Origin of the sequence: Mesorhizobium sp. B2-6-2, from assembly GCF_006440615.1 — a bacterium.
In the GTDB taxonomy this organism is placed as follows: Bacteria; Pseudomonadota; Alphaproteobacteria; order Rhizobiales; family Rhizobiaceae; genus Mesorhizobium.
The window spans coordinates 203,246-217,296 of sequence record NZ_VFUG01000005.1 but is presented as its reverse complement, the minus strand read 5'-3'; the positions used below and the strand labels follow the sequence as shown (position 1 = coordinate 217,296).

Below are 14,051 nucleotides of genomic sequence, written 5' to 3'. Positions count from 1 at the left end.
TTTTCCTGAAATTGCTCTAGCGAAAACGCGGCGACCTTACTCGGCGCGGAAGACGATGCAAGGGCCGCGTCGATGGCGCGCGCGCAAAAATGATGTCGCCGTGAGACATCAGCCTTCGCCGGTTGCCTTCTGCCCGTCCGCTGCGGGCGCCACCGTGTCAACCGGCACGTCGTCGGCTGCCTGCTTCGCCGCCGGTCTGCGCCAGCTGCGGATCAGCGCCGCGATGCGGTCGCCGATCTCGCCGGCGCTCATGAACACCGGCACGCGCGCGACCGGCGCGGTCGGCTCGAAAGACAGGCCAAGGCCGGTGATCCTGCCTTTCTCGTCGACATCGCGCACGATCAGCTCGATCGGGCCGATCATCACACGGTCGGCATATTCGGCACGGCCGCCGAGCCGCTCGGTAACGAGCGCTGCAACGGTGAGCTTCTGCTCGGCCTCGGACAGGCCGGGGGCATAGGCGGCTTCCAGCTCCGCGGCCGCGCGGGCCGGATCGACGGCAAAGGCGCCGAAGAAGTCGGCATCCTCAGGATCGACCACGGCGCGGCTGGCGAAGAGCTTGTCGAGCAGGCGCGGGTAGCGGTCCGGCACGAAGATGTAGACCTGATCGCCGGCCGCCAGCCGGCCCATGTCCTGAAAGCGCATCGAGCGGCCGTCGCGCAGCACCAGCGAGGGCCTCGCCCAGCGCGGGATGCGCTCGCCCCGCGCCACCGGACTGCCGGGTGCTACGCGATAGGCGAGCAGCTCATGATGCGCCGAGCCCGGCAGCTCGAGCTCCACCTTGTCCAGCGGCCCAAGACGGGCCGGCACGATCAGGCCGAGGCGGCGCGCCAGCGGACCGACGGTCCAGCCCTGCACCACCAGCGACACCAGCACGATGATGAAGGCGGCGTTGAAGATCAGCCGGCCATGCTCGAGGCCGCCGAGCAGCGGCGTGATGGCGAGCAGGATCGAGACCGCGCCGCGCAGGCCGACCCAGGAGACGAAGGCGACCTCTGGCCGCGGCAGGCGGAACGGGACGAGGCAGAGCCAGACGGCGACCGGGCGGGCGACGAAGATCAGGAACAGGCCGAGCAGGATCGCCGGCACAAGGATTTCGGGGAATTGCGAGGGTGTGGCGAACAGGCCGAGGATCAGGAACATGATGATCTGCGCCAGCCACGACATGCCGTCCTGGAAGCGCTTGAGGATGGTGACGGCGCGTATGTCGGAATTGCCGGCGACCAGTCCGGCAAGATAGACGGCGAGGAAGCCCGAGCCGCCGACGGCGCCGGCCGCCGCGAACACCATCAGCGATAGCGTCAGCACGAAGATGGGCAGCAGGCCGTGATCGAGATTCAACCGCTCGACCAGACGCACGATGCCAAAGCCGCCGATCACGCCGATGACGGCACCGAGCCCCATATTGGCGAGAAAGCCGAGCAAAAGGTTGGTGGCCAGCACGTTGGCTTCCGGGTTGGCGTGCGCGGCGATGATCTCGACCAAGGTGATGGTGAGGAAGATGGCGATCGGGTCGTTGGTGCCGGATTCCACTTCGAGCGTCGCGCGCACGCGCTCGCGCAGGTGGATCTCGCCGGCGCGCAGCAGGAAGAAGACGGCGGCCGCGTCGGTGGAGGCGACGGCGGCGCCGAGCAGGGAAGATTCCAGCCAGCTGAGCTTGAGAACATAGGAAGCGGCGGCGCTGAAGATGGCTGTGGTCAGGATAACGCCGATCGTGGCCAGCGACAGCGCCGGCCCGGCTGCTTGCCTGAGCGCGTTGAGCGGCGTGCCGAAACCGGAATCGAACAGGATGACGGCCAAGGCCAGTGAGCCGGCAAAATAAGCCAGCCGCGCATTGTCGAATTCGATGCCGAGGCCGTCGACGCCGGTGGCAAGCCCGATGCAGAGGAAGAGCAGCAGCAAAGGAGCGCCGAAGCGGAAGGCGATCAGGCTCGAAAACGCGGCGGCGACAATCAGCGCCGTGCCGACCAGCGTCACGAGGTAGATCGCATGCTCCATCCGCTATTGCCCCTCCAAATCCCTCTGTTTGTGGCTTTACGGGAGAGTGGGGCGAAGACATGACCAGTGCAAGGCAACAGGATGTTTTTTGGGGCCAACGCTTCCAAACTTCGTCATTCCAGGGCGAAGCAGGAGCGAAGCTCCGTCGCGGATTCTGGAATGACGACGCGACTGGTGTTCCGGCTAGTCACCATGGTGCGCGGATCCGCCGAGACTTAAACGAAAACGCCCGGCCGAAGCCGGGCGTTTTGAACTGTAATTGACGGCAGCGATCAGGCGATGGTCTTGCCGAAGGCGACGGCGGTGTCGCCCATGCGGTTCGAGAAGCCCCATTCGTTATCGTACCAGGACAGCACCGAGACGAAGTTGCCGTCCATCACCTTGGTCTGGTCGAGCGCCACGATCGAGGAATGCGGATCGTGGTTGAAGTCGATCGACACGTTCGGGTGATGAGTGACGGACAGAACACCCTTCAGCTTGCCATTGGACGCGGCGATAACCGCTTCGTTGATTTCCTGCGCGGAGGTCGAGCGCTTGGCGATGAACTTGAAGTCGACAACCGAGACGTTCGGGGTCGGCACGCGGATCGAAATGCCGTCGAGCTTGCCCTTGAGCTCGGGCAGGACAAGGCCGATCGCCTTGGCGGCACCCGTCGAGGTCGGGATCTGCGACAGCGCCGCGGCGCGGGCGCGGTAAAGATCCTTGTGCATGGTGTCCAGCGTCGGCTGGTCGCCGGTATAGGAATGGATCGTCGTCATCATGCCCTTCTCGATGCCGACGGTCTCGTGCAGCACGGCCGCCAGCGGCGCCAAGCAGTTGGTGGTGCAGGACGCGTTCGAGATGACGATGTGGTCCTTGGTCAGCTTGTCGTGGTTGATGCCGTAGACGACGGTGAGGTCGGCGCCTTCGGCCGGGGCCGAAACGAGCACGCGCTTGGCGCCGGCGGTCAGGTGCGCGGCCGCCTTGTCGCGGGCGGTGAAGATGCCCGTGCATTCGAGCGCGATGTCGATGCCGAGCTCCTTCCAGGGCAGCTGGGTCGGATCCTTGATCGCGGTGACCTTGAATTTCTCCTTGCCGACCGAGATCTGGTCGCCGTCGACGGTCACCTCATGCGGGAAGCGGCCATGCACGCTGTCATAGCGCAACAGGTGCGCGTTGGTCTCGACCGGGCCGAGGTCGTTGACGGCGACCACGTCGATGTCCTTGCGGCCGGATTCATGGATGGCGCGCAGGATGTTGCGGCCGATGCGGCCAAATCCGTTGATGGCAACTCTGACGGTCATTGTTCTCTCCCTTGGGGCGGATGGGTCCGCAGTGTCATAACGGCGGAAGGCGCAAGAATCCAGCCGCAGAAGGTCGCATTTAAATCGATTAGGTTGGTCCAGCCCGGCAAAGCGTCAATCGACGTTGCCGGGCTGAGCCAATTCTTAGTTGCCGTGCAGGCGGGCTTCGACCGCCTTGGCCGCGGCCTCGGCGGTGATGCCGAAATGCGGATAGAGCTGCTCGATCGAGCCGGAGGCGCCAAACCCGTGCATGCCGACGAAAATGCCGTCGGTGCCGATCAGGTGATCCCAGCCCTGGCGGATGCCGGCTTCGATCGCGACCTTCACCTTGGCGTTGCCGATGGTCTTCTTGCGGTAATCCTCGCTCTGCTGGTCGAACAGCTCGAAGCAGGGCACAGAGACGACGCGGGTCGGATGGCCGTGCTTTTCCAGCAGGTCGCGCGCGCCGAGCGCGATCTCGACCTCGGAGCCGGTGGCGAAGATCGTCACCACGGCCTCGCCGCCGGCGGCGGCCAGCTCATAAGCGCCCTGGCTGGAGAGGTTCGTTGCCGAGTGCTCCGTGCGCACGGTCGGCAGGTTCTGGCGGGTCAGCGCCAGCGTCGAGGGTGTCTTTTCGGATTCCAGCGCAATCTGCCAGCATTCGGCGGTTTCGACCGCGTCGGCCGGGCGGAAGACATTGTGGTTCGGGATGGCGCGAAGTGCGGCCAGATGCTCGACCGGCTGGTGGGTCGGGCCGTCCTCGCCGAGGCCGATCGAATCATGCGTCATGACGAAGATCGAGCGGATGCCCATCAGCGAGGCCAGGCGCATCGACGGGCGGGCGTAGTCGGAGAAGCACAGGAAGGTGCCGCCATAGGCGATCAGGCCGCCATGCAGGGTCAGGCCGTTGATCGCCGCCGCCATGCCGTGCTCGCGAATGCCGTAATGGACATAGCGCTGGCCATAATCGTCGGGCGTGATGTTCTTGGTCTGGCTGGTCTTGGTGTTGTTGGAGCCGGTGAGGTCGGCCGAGCCGCCGATGGTTTCCGGCACCGCGCCGTTGATGACTTCCAGCGCCATCTCCGACGACTTGCGGGTGGCGACCTTCGGCTTGTCAGCCGACAGCTTCTTCTTGTAGTCGGCGATGACGGCGTCGAAGTTGGAGGGCAGCTTGCCGGCGACGCGGCGCTCGAACTCGGCCTTGAGCTTCGGCTCGGCCTTGGCCAGGCGGCCTTCCCAGTCGGCGCGGGCCTTGGCGCCGCCCGTGCCGACGGCGCGCCAGGCGTCGAGGATGTCGGCCGGAATCTCGAAGGGCGGCGAGTCCCAGTTGAAGAATTTGCGCGCGCCGGCGATTTCCTCGGCGCCGAGCGGCGAGCCATGCGCCTTGTTGGTGCCGGCCTTGGTCGGGGCGCCGAAGCCGATGGTGGTCTTGCAGGCGATCATCGTCGGCTTGTCGGAATGGCGCGCCGCCTCGATGGCATAGGCAATCGCTTCCGGATCGGTGCCGTCGATGTGGCTGGCGTTCCAACCGCAGGCCTGGAAGCGGGCGACCTGGTCGGTGTTGTCGGCCAGCGAGACCGGACCGTCGATCGAGATGTTGTTGTTGTCCCAGAAGACGATCAGCTTGTTGAGCTTCAGGTGCCCGGCCAGCGCGATGGCCTCGTGGGAGACGCCTTCCATCAGGCAGCCGTCGCCGGCCAGCACATAGGTGTAGTGGTTGACGAGGTCGTTGCCGAAGGCGGCGTTCATGATGCGCTCGCCGAGCGCGAAGCCGACCGAATTGGCGAGGCCCTGGCCGAGCGGGCCAGTGGTGGTCTCGATGCCGGCGGCATGGCCGTATTCGGGATGGCCGGCGGTCTTGGAGCCGAGCTGGCGGAAATTCTTGATCTGGTCGATCGTCATGTCCTCATAGCCGGTGAGGTAGAGGAGCGAATAGAGCAGCATCGAGCCGTGGCCGGCCGACAGAATGAAGCGGTCGCGGTCGGCCCAGTGCGGCGCCTTGGCGTCGAATTTCAGGAAACGGCTGAACAGCACCGTGGCGATGTCGGCGCAGCCCATGGGCAGGCCGGGGTGACCGGAGTTCGCCTTCTCGACGGCGTCCATGGAAAGGAAACGGATCGCGTTGGCCATCCGATCATGTTGTTCACGCGAGGTCATGCTTCCTCCGGAAGTGAGTTGGAGCCTGGGGAGAACCCTTGGAAAAGGATGCCGCGACACATAGCAGGCGCGGTCTTTTAGTCAACAAATCGGGATGGATTTTGCCGGGCTTGTGATGGCACCCGGCGCCTACATTAGCGATAGCGGGGGACAGTCGCGAGAGCTTTGTTGACGCGCCCTTCACCCGGCGCCTAATCTTTCCCAGGTAACGCATTCTGAACGCGTGCGATTCGGTGATGGGCAGGGCATAGGACGAGGCCATGACCGGGGAAACGACCCTCAAGGAAGTCATCGCCAGGCTGGGCAAGGCCATGGAAGGGCTGGAAAACGCCGTGGCGGCGAAGCTCGAGCATGAGCGCGATTATTCGGAAGCCGAGGCCGAAGTGCAGCGCATGAACGCCGACCGTTCGCGCCTGGCGCAGGAGCTCGACAATTCCGAAGCGCGCGCCGAGCGGCTGGAGGACGCCAACAAGGAAGTGTCGCGGCGGCTGGTGACCGCCATGGAAACCATCCGCGCGGTCCTGGACAGGTAAGGCAATGGCACAGGTCACGGTTTCCATCGACGGCAAACAGTATCGCATGGCCTGCGACGAAGGCCAGGAAGAGCATCTGATCGACCTTGCCGAGCGCTTCGACCGCTATGTCTCACACCTGAAGGATTCCTTCGGCGAGATCGGCGACCAGCGACTCACCGTCATGGCCGGCATCATGGTGATGGACGAGCTCTCGGAGCTCACCAAGCGTGTCAAAGGCATGGAGAGCGAAGTGCTGACCCTGCGCAAGACGCGCGACGAGGCGCTGACCAAGGCCGACAAGAGCGACAGCGTGCTCACGACCGCGCTCGGCGCGCTCGCGCAGCGCATGGAAGACCTCACGGCGACGCTCGCGATAAGGAAAGCCTGAGCGGCCCCACCTCTCGCAAAAAGTGGAAGAATCCTGCCGAGGATCGCCGCGCCCGCGAAAAAAATTCGGCTGCAGCGGGCTCGGGTACGGCTCCCGGCGTTTGACCGATGCCGCGATGGTGGTAGCTTAGAATGCGTGCCGGCCGCGCCGGCCACCGTTTCAAAACAGGGTAGGGATAGGTCATGAGTCTTCGTATCAACGATGTCGCGCCGGATTTCACGGCCGAGACCACGCAGGGCACCATCAAGTTCCACGACTGGATCGGCGACGGCTGGGCGGTGCTGTTCAGCCATCCGAAGAATTTTACGCCGGTCTGCACCACCGAGCTCGGCACCATGGCCGGCCTCGAAGGCGACTTCAAAAAGCGCAACGTCAAGATCATCGGCATCTCGGTCGATCCGGTGTCGAGCCACGAAAAGTGGCAGGCCGACATCAAGACCGCTACCGGCCAGACGGTGAACTATCCGCTGATCGGCGATAAGGACCTCCATGTCGCAAAGCTCTATGAAATGCTGCCGGCCGGCGCCGGCGAGAGCTCGGAGGGTCGCACGCCGGCCGACAACGCCACCGTGCGCTCGGTCTATGTCATCGGCCCGGACAAGAAGATCAAGCTGGCGCTGACCTATCCGATGACCACGGGCCGCAACTTCGACGAGATCCTGCGCGTCATCGATTCCATCCAGCTGACGGCCAAGCACCAGGTGGCGACGCCGGCCAACTGGAAGCAGGGCGACGACGTCATCATCACCGCCGCCGTCTCCAACGAGGACGCGATCAAGCGTTTTGGCGCGTATGAGACGGTTCTTCCTTACCTCAGGAAGACCAAGCAGCCGACGGCCTGAGCCCTTTCCTTCTCCCCGTTCAACGGGGAGAAGGTGCCCGAAGGGCGGATGAGGGGCGGCGCGGCGTTCGAAGATAAGCGCGCCGGCCCTTTGAAGCGATTGTTGCGTGGACGATGACCTTGCAACCTCGGCGCTGCCCCTCATTGCCCTGCCGGGCATTTCTCCCCGTATAGCGACGGGGAGAAAGGGCGCGCCACCGCTTTCGCCAAACAAAAACGGCGGCGCCAGAATCTGACGTCGCCGTTTTGTTGTTGCTCAGTGCGCGGGTGGCTTTACGCCGCCGGCTGCGCCTCGATGGTCCGCAGCGCCTGGGTCTGGCGCTTGGCGGCGGCCTTGACCGCGTCCTGCACCTTCTCGAAGGCGCGCACCTCGATCTGACGCACGCGCTCGCGGCTGATGTCGAACTCGGCCGACAGTTCTTCCAGTGTCAGCGGCTCTTCCGCCAGGCGACGCGCCTCGAAGATGCGCCGCTCGCGGTCGTTGAGGACCGACAGAGCGCCTGACAGCATGGAGCGCCGGTTTTCCAGCTCGTCCTGCTCGATCAGCATCTCTTCCTGGCTCTCGTGGTCGTCGACCAGCCAGTCCTGCCATTCGCCGGATTCGCCTTCGCTGGCCCGGATCGGGGCGTTGAGCGAAGCGTCGCCCGACAGGCGGCGGTTCATCGACACCACTTCCGCCTCGGAGACGTTGAGGCGGGTAGCGATCTCGGCGATCTGGTCGGGCTTCAGGTCGCCATCGTCGAGCGCCTGGATCTTGCCCTTCACCTTGCGCAGGTTGAAGAACAGACGCTTCTGATTGGCGGTGGTGCCCATCTTGACCAGGCTCCACGAGCGCAGGATGTATTCCTGGATCGAGGCCTTGATCCACCACATGGCATAGGTGGCGAGCCGGAAACCACGCTCCGGTTCGAATTTCTTCACGGCCTGCATGAGGCCGACATTGCCTTCCGAGATCACCTCGCCGATCGGCAGGCCGTAGCCGCGATAGCCCATGGCGATCTTGGCGACGAGCCGCAAATGGCTGGTGACGAGCTTGTGCGCAGCCGTGGTGTCCTGATGCTCGGCATAACGCTTTGCGAGCATGTACTCTTCCTGCGGCTGAAGCATCGGAAAGCGGCGGATTTCTTCCAGGTAACGGGCGAGACCGCCTTCACCGGAAACGATACTGGGTAATGATTGGGCCATGATAGCGCCCCTCTCTCTTTGGAGTGGATGCCCCCGAAACGCGGCGGGCATTCGTCACGGATGCCAAAGGCTCATCCGCGACAACCTGTGTATATAGGAACAAAACCAGAAAAGACAGGCATTTGTTCAACGCTAAACAGTCTGTCACGCTAAAGTGAACAACGCCGGTCAGGTTTTTTGATGGCTGGTTTGCAGCTTGTTCGTGGCGGGTCGGTTCAGAGTTTTCGGAAGTCGCTGACGAGCTCCTGCATGTCTCCCGGTATCGGCGCTTCGAACCTCATCGTTAGATGGGTGCTCGGATGCCGGAATTCAAGGAGCCAGGCATGCAGGGCCTGCCGCGGAAAGGCGTTGACCTTGGCCTTCAAGGGTTCGGGCAGCCGGTTGGCCTTGGTGCGGAAGGCCTGCCCGTAATCCGGGTCGCCGATCACGGGGTGCCCGATATGGGCCATGTGGACGCGGATCTGGTGGGTCCGGCCAGTCTCCAGCCGGCATTCGACCAGGCTTGCCGTGGCGAAAGCCTGCTGTCCTTCGCCGAAGCGTTCGACGACGCTGAAATGGGTAACGGCATGGCGGGCGTCGTCGCGGCTTTCAGGCACCACCGCGCGGCGGACGCGGTCGGCTGCGCGGCCCAGGGCAGCCTCGATGGTGCCGGCCGGCCGCGGCGGGATGCCCCAGACCAGCGCCAGATAGGCGCGCTCGAGGTCGCCGGTGCGGCCATGATCGGCAAAGGCTTCCGACAGCGCCTTGTGGGCGCGGTCGGTCTTGGCCACGACCATGACGCCGCTGGTTTCCTTGTCGAGGCGATGGACGATGCCAGGACGCCTGACGCCGCCGATGCCGGACAGGCTGTCGCCGCAGTGATGGATCAGCGCGTTGACCAGCGTGCCGGTCCAGTTGCCGGCGCCGGGATGGACGACCAGTCCCGCCGGTTTGTTGATGACGATCAGCTCGTCGTCCTCGTAAAGAATGTCGAGGGGAATGTCCTCGCCCTGCGGCTCTGCCGGCTCCGGAGCGGGCACCAGGACCTCGATCGTCTCACCGACCGTCAGCTTGCGCTTGGCTTCCAGCACCTTCCTGCCGGCGACGGAGACCGCGCCTTGCTTGATCAGCGCCTGGACGCGGCTGCGCGAGAGCTCCGGACCGAGCTTGGCGGCAAGCCACTGGTCGAGGCGCTGGCCGGCGGCATCGGCGCCGGCTTTCAGCACGGTGGCTTCGCCTGCGGCCAACTCGTCGTCCGTCGGTTCCTCCCCTATCAATGTCGAACTCTCTTCGTTATGAGCGCTCATCGAAACCCGTTGCGGATTGTTTAGCCATGGCCCGGCCGATCGCCGAAGAAGATGAGGAAAAGCCGCTCGACCCCGCGGCCGAGAATGTGCGCCGCAAGCTCGTCCGCTTCATGATCGTCAATCTCGGCCTTCTGTTCCTCGCCCTTATGGTGGTGATCGGGGCGCTTGTCTACAAAGCCCGCAACGCGCCGGTGGCCGGATCGGCGCCCGCCGGCGATGTCCAGGCCCCGGCCGGTGCGCCGCTCTCGGGCGACATCGTGCTGCCCGTCGGCGCCAAGGTGATCAGCCAGTCGCTCTCCGGCAACCGCCTGTCGATCGACGCCGAGCTTGCCGATGGCGGCCGTTCGATCTTCGTCTACGACATCGCCGAGCGCCGCATCATCGGCCAATTCGCGGTTCGCAACAAATGAGCGGCTTTGCCGAGCAGCGCAGCATTGCGACCGTCGCGCTCGTCGTCGCCAATTACGACGAGGCGATCGCCTGGTATGTCGAGCGGCTCGGCTTTCTGCTCATCGAGGATGTCGATCTCGGCGGCGGCAAGCGCTGGGTCACCGTCGCGCCGGCGAAGGGCATGGGGGCGCAGCTGCTCCTGGCGGAAGCATCCGGCGAAGAGCAGGCAAGCCGCATCGGCAACCAGACCGGCGGCCGGGTCTTTCTCTTCCTCGAGACCGACGATTTTTCCCGCGATCACCAGGCGATGCTCGCCAAGGGCGTCGAGTTCCGCGAAGCGCCGCGCTTCGAGACCTATGGCACGGTGGCGGTCTTTGCCGATCTCTACGGCAATCTCTGGGACCTGATCGAGCCGAAACGGCAGGGCTGACCCGCGACGTCCGGCAAAGCGCGCGAAGTGGTCGAAACCCCAAGCGGAGCACTCGTTTGGCAAGCCAATGAATGCTCCGCTTAGGCTTTTTGTTTTGTCGGAATTCTTGTCGGAAAACCGTACGACACTTTTCCGGAATCTGCTCGGTTGCTTTTTCGCGGCCGCCAGCCTATGTAGCCGGTTCTTGAGCGCGCCCATCGTCTAGCGGTCAGGACACCGCCCTCTCACGGCGGGAACAGGGGTTCGATTCCCCTTGGGCGTACCAAGCAACTCTCCTGTAGACCGAAAGACCAATCCCCTGCTGGGATCAATCCGGCGTTCGCCTGTTCCTCCGTTCTGGCGCAGCGCCTGCAGTTGCTTTAGCATTCCCTTGCACAGAGCCTGCCGCAAGTGCGGGCGGGAGGAGTCCAATGCGGAAGCTGCAGTCGCAAGGCGTTCATCACATCACGCTGGTCGGCGCCGGGCGCCAGACCTCGATCGACTTCTGGGAGGGTGTGCTCGGCATGCCTTTCATCTTCGAGCAGCCCAATCTCGACAAGGCGAGCGAAAGCCATCTCTACTTCGATCCGGGCGACGGGCGGCTGATCACCGTGTTCACCGACGAAACCCGGGTCCCGGTCAAGCGGCGGACTCCGACCGATATCGGCTGCGTCCATCACATCGCGTTCTCGGTGTCGCGGGTTACCTTCCTGCAGGCTGTCGCGCGGCTCGACGAGCGCGCCATCAAGCACAGCGGCGTCAAGGATCGCGGCTTCATGGACTCAATCTATTTCGAAGATCCGCTCGGGCTGTTGATCGAGCTCGCGTCCTACCGTTTCGACCCGCCGGCCGGCTTCGCCCATGCCGACGTGCTGATGGAGGCGCACAAGATCCGCGTGGCGCGGGGCGACTACAACATCGCCGAATTGCACCTTGCCGACGCCATCCAGGCGCTGGTCGAGCGGTCACGCGAAACCCTGTCGGAAAACAGGGCGCCGAAGAATCCGTACTGAGCAAGCAAAGGGAGGGACATGAAATGGCAAAAGCCGCAACAAAGAGCGCGAAGAAACCCGCTGCCAAGGCCGCGCCGAAAGCAGCGGTGAAAGCCGCCGCGAAATCGGGCGCCAAGGCATCGGCGAAGGCGGCGGCCAAAGCGGCCGCGAAGGCGACCTCGAAAATGGCGAAGCCAGCTAAGAAGCCTGGCATAAAACTCAGTATGCTGAGGCCGAGCGTCAACAACATGACGGTGCGGGTGTTCGCGCGCGCGGCCGGACTCGATCCGGCGGAGACCGATGCCTGGGGTCATACACGTTCGCCCGAATTCCTGGCGCGCAATCCGGCGCATCTGACGCCGATGATCGAGGACAAGGGCCTGCCGCGCGGCGTGCTGTGGGAAAGCTGCGCCATTATGCAGTATCTCGCCAACAAGCACGGGCTGGACAAGTTCTATCCGAAGGCGCCGGCCAAGCGCGCGATGATCGACAGCGCCATGTTCTATCTGGTCGGCACGCTCTATCCTTATGTCGCGCGCGCGACCTATCCGGCGCTCGGCTTCCCGCAATATGCCGGCGAAGTCGGCCACAGCGATGCCCATCCCGACAAGAAATCGGACGCGCAGAAGGCGGCGATGGCCGCGATCGCCGAGCCGCTCGAGGTGTTTCACTCTTTCTTTCGCAACGGCAAACCGTTCATCGGCGGCAACAACCCGTCGATCGCCGATATAAGGCTGGCCGCGACGCTGGAATTCCTGGCGGTCATCGACTACCCGCTGCCCAAATGGGCGAAGGAGTACGTGGCGGCGCTGGAGAAGAAGCTCGGCAAGGCCTATGCGGAGCCGGCCGGCGACGTGCGCGGCTACATCGCGCATGTGAAATCGCAGGCCACGGCTTAAGGTTTCGTTTACCCAAGGCCTGTCTACTGTCACAGTCCTCGCCGCGACCACGGATGTACTGGCGCGAAGCGGAGGAGAAGGGAAAGGTCGGCTCAGCGCCGGCCTTTTGCTTTGCCGGCGGTTGTATCGCCTCCCACGGCAATCACGACATACGACTTATCCGGTGCCAGACCGGTTGAAATCCTATTGTCATCGGCGTGATTGATCCTACCATTACCTTGGGTTGACAGGTGCGAGCCGGGCAAAAAAGCGATGAGGACGGCGATGACAAGAATGATGAAACTTTCCGCGGTCGCGAGCGCGCTCCTAGCGAGCGCCGCCATCACGGCCGAAGCCGCGCCGCTCAACGGTATGAACGAGGTTGGCGCCGCCTTGCTCGCCTGCTGGACGCCGCCGGCCAATTCCGACAATTCCTCAGTCACGCTCAGCTTCAGCTTCAAACGCGACGGCACGCTGATCGGGCCGCCGAAAACAACCGCTATCCATGTCAGCGGCGACGACAAGGCGCGTAAGGCGTATATCGACGCTGCGACCAAGGCCCTGAACGATTGTCTGCCGCTCAGCCTTTCGCCCTCGCTGGCGCAAGGCATCGCCGGAAACGTCTTTACGCTGCAGTTCAACTCGCCGAAGAAGTAGGCGGAGGCCTGACTGTTTTTTTCGACGGAGTTCCGGAGGGAAGGGCACGGCAAAGGCGCCGAGCCTAAAGCGCGTCGCGATCTTCAGATTCGCTCCATGCGCTTTAGGTTCTCGGGAGACATGCTGTGCCGCAGTTCTCCTGAAACTGCTTTCAGGTCAAACCGCGTGCGCGCCTGATCTGGGCGTGCTTTTCCAACTCCGGCATCTCGAAGACATAATCGTTCCAGGCGGAGTCCGGGATCTGCCCGGCCAGGTAGCAATCCAGCAGAAGGCTTTGTTCGGGGGTAAGGGCTCTCGGCGTATGCTCATGATCCAGCCCAAGCGAATGGATCAGGTTTCTGGTCAGGCCAGAGACGGTGAAGTGAACGGACATCTTCAGTCTCCTCTGCGCTGCGCGCGTCACATCAACGCCAACAACGTCCGTCACCGGGCTAAGGTTTCATCAGCGATCCGTGATCGCGCCGCGGTCGCGGCCAGGCTGAATCTGTCGGGTTGTCTTTCTTCATCCGGGCAGTGGATCCAGCCGGCATCGACCGGCGGATTGAGGCTAAGCTACTCGCAGACGACGCGGTAGCGCTTGCCGGTTTCGCCGACATTCCTGCAGGTAAGGGGGGTCCGCTCGCCCGAAGACTGATCAGCCAGATTCTGGTTATAGGAAGGTCTTGCCGGAGACCTGGAATAGCGCCGGACCGACGGGCTTTGCGGCGCGCCCGGCGGTGGCAAAGGAAACACGTCCGACGCGATCTGCCGCGACGCGGTCGTTCCCGGCGGCGCCTTGTCCCAGACACGCCTGACGTCCATCCGGCTCGGGACGATCACCGTGCCGTCGTCGCTGCGCGCGCAACCGCCCGCCGCAAGCAGCGCCGGGCACAGGATGAAAGCCGCGATTCGACCAAACATTAGCAACACCTCAGGCACCTTATAATGCGTTGTTGCCATGATCGCCAACGGGCGGATTACCGCAGCCGGCGCCAGGGTCGGAATCTGGCTCAACGGCACCCGGCGGCAGGCGGTTGCAATCATTATGGTTAGCGGATCGTTAATGCTTGTCGGGCACATTCCGCCGACGGACCGGCACAGTTCGGCCTTGGGG

The 14,051-nt window shown here is 63.9% G+C and carries 15 protein-coding genes and 1 tRNA gene; 9 read left to right on the top strand and 7 right to left on the bottom strand.

What is annotated here, in order from left to right:
* Nucleotides 1-108: 108 nt before the first annotated feature.
* From FJ419_RS13540 to tkt, 3 genes are all read right to left on the bottom strand, one after another.
* Nucleotides 109-1,998, bottom strand: coding sequence for a potassium/proton antiporter (locus FJ419_RS13540; RefSeq protein ID WP_246679202.1), 1,890 nt, complete (start codon nucleotides 1,996-1,998; stop codon nucleotides 109-111).
* A 272-nt stretch (nucleotides 1,999-2,270) separates the two neighbouring features.
* Nucleotides 2,271-3,281, bottom strand: coding sequence for a type I glyceraldehyde-3-phosphate dehydrogenase (gene gap, locus FJ419_RS13535; protein ID WP_140545115.1), 1,011 nt, complete (start codon nucleotides 3,279-3,281; stop codon nucleotides 2,271-2,273).
* 144 nt (nucleotides 3,282-3,425) lie between these two features.
* Nucleotides 3,426-5,417: a transketolase gene (gene tkt / locus FJ419_RS13530; RefSeq protein ID WP_140693102.1), complete on the bottom strand. Its 1,992-nt coding sequence runs from the start codon at nucleotides 5,415-5,417 to the stop codon at nucleotides 3,426-3,428.
* Between the two features lie 260 nt (nucleotides 5,418-5,677).
* On the opposite strand from tkt, the gene FJ419_RS13525 reads away from it, so the two are divergent.
* The 3 genes from FJ419_RS13525 to FJ419_RS13515 all read left to right on the top strand — a co-directional run bounded on the left by FJ419_RS13525 (nucleotide 5,678) and on the right by FJ419_RS13515 (nucleotide 7,162).
* On the top strand, nucleotides 5,678-5,950 hold the full coding sequence (locus FJ419_RS13525) for a DUF4164 domain-containing protein (protein WP_023763725.1): 273 nt from the start codon (nucleotides 5,678-5,680) through the stop codon (nucleotides 5,948-5,950).
* A gap of 4 nt (nucleotides 5,951-5,954) precedes the next feature.
* Nucleotides 5,955-6,320, top strand: a complete 366-nt coding sequence (locus FJ419_RS13520; protein WP_095767358.1) for a cell division protein ZapA — start codon at nucleotides 5,955-5,957, stop codon at nucleotides 6,318-6,320.
* 182 nt (nucleotides 6,321-6,502) lie between these two features.
* Nucleotides 6,503-7,162 carry a peroxiredoxin gene (locus FJ419_RS13515; protein WP_140633184.1) on the top strand — a complete coding sequence of 220 codons (660 nt, stop codon included), beginning with the start codon at nucleotides 6,503-6,505 and terminating at the stop codon, nucleotides 7,160-7,162.
* 272 nt (nucleotides 7,163-7,434) lie between these two features.
* Here the strand turns inward: FJ419_RS13515 and rpoH are convergent, their stop codons facing one another.
* The gene (gene rpoH, locus FJ419_RS13510; protein ID WP_140545121.1) at nucleotides 7,435-8,346 is read right to left on the bottom strand and encodes an RNA polymerase sigma factor RpoH; all 912 of its coding nucleotides are present in this window, start codon (nucleotides 8,344-8,346) and stop codon (nucleotides 7,435-7,437) included.
* A 215-nt stretch (nucleotides 8,347-8,561) separates the two neighbouring features.
* The gene (locus FJ419_RS13505) at nucleotides 8,562-9,632 is read right to left on the bottom strand and encodes an RluA family pseudouridine synthase (RefSeq protein ID WP_140693099.1); all 1,071 of its coding nucleotides are present in this window, start codon (nucleotides 9,630-9,632) and stop codon (nucleotides 8,562-8,564) included.
* Nucleotides 9,633-9,658: 26 nt separating this feature from the next.
* Between FJ419_RS13505 and FJ419_RS13500 the strand changes: the two genes are divergently transcribed.
* From FJ419_RS13500 to FJ419_RS13475, 6 genes are all read left to right on the top strand, one after another.
* A complete protein-coding gene (locus tag FJ419_RS13500) occupies nucleotides 9,659-10,042 on the top strand; it encodes a fimbrial protein (protein ID WP_140693096.1) in 384 nt (127 codons plus the stop codon).
* Entirely contained in the window at nucleotides 10,039-10,452 is a 414-nt protein-coding gene (locus FJ419_RS13495; protein ID WP_140693093.1) for a VOC family protein, read from the top strand. The genes FJ419_RS13500 and FJ419_RS13495 overlap by 4 nt, the downstream gene beginning before the upstream one ends.
* Nucleotides 10,453-10,642: 190 nt before the next feature.
* Nucleotides 10,643-10,717: transfer RNA gene (locus FJ419_RS13490), tRNA-Glu, on the top strand.
* 145 nt (nucleotides 10,718-10,862) lie between these two features.
* Complete coding sequence (locus FJ419_RS13485) at nucleotides 10,863-11,444, top strand: VOC family protein (RefSeq protein WP_140693089.1); 582 nt, start codon at nucleotides 10,863-10,865, stop codon at nucleotides 11,442-11,444.
* A 23-nt stretch (nucleotides 11,445-11,467) separates the two neighbouring features.
* Nucleotides 11,468-12,322, top strand: coding sequence for a glutathione S-transferase family protein (locus FJ419_RS13480; protein WP_140693085.1), 855 nt, complete (start codon nucleotides 11,468-11,470; stop codon nucleotides 12,320-12,322).
* 276 nt (nucleotides 12,323-12,598) lie between these two features.
* Nucleotides 12,599-12,958 carry a hypothetical protein gene (locus tag FJ419_RS13475; protein WP_181170694.1) on the top strand — a complete coding sequence of 120 codons (360 nt, stop codon included), beginning with the start codon at nucleotides 12,599-12,601 and terminating at the stop codon, nucleotides 12,956-12,958.
* A 151-nt stretch (nucleotides 12,959-13,109) separates the two neighbouring features.
* On the opposite strand, the gene FJ419_RS13470 is transcribed toward FJ419_RS13475, so the two are convergent.
* Nucleotides 13,110-13,331, bottom strand: coding sequence for a hypothetical protein (locus tag FJ419_RS13470; RefSeq protein ID WP_140693076.1), 222 nt, complete (start codon nucleotides 13,329-13,331; stop codon nucleotides 13,110-13,112).
* A gap of 179 nt (nucleotides 13,332-13,510) precedes the next feature.
* Nucleotides 13,511-13,981, bottom strand: a complete 471-nt coding sequence (locus FJ419_RS13465) for a hypothetical protein (RefSeq protein ID WP_246679201.1) — start codon at nucleotides 13,979-13,981, stop codon at nucleotides 13,511-13,513.
* Nucleotides 13,982-14,051 lie beyond the last annotated feature (70 nt).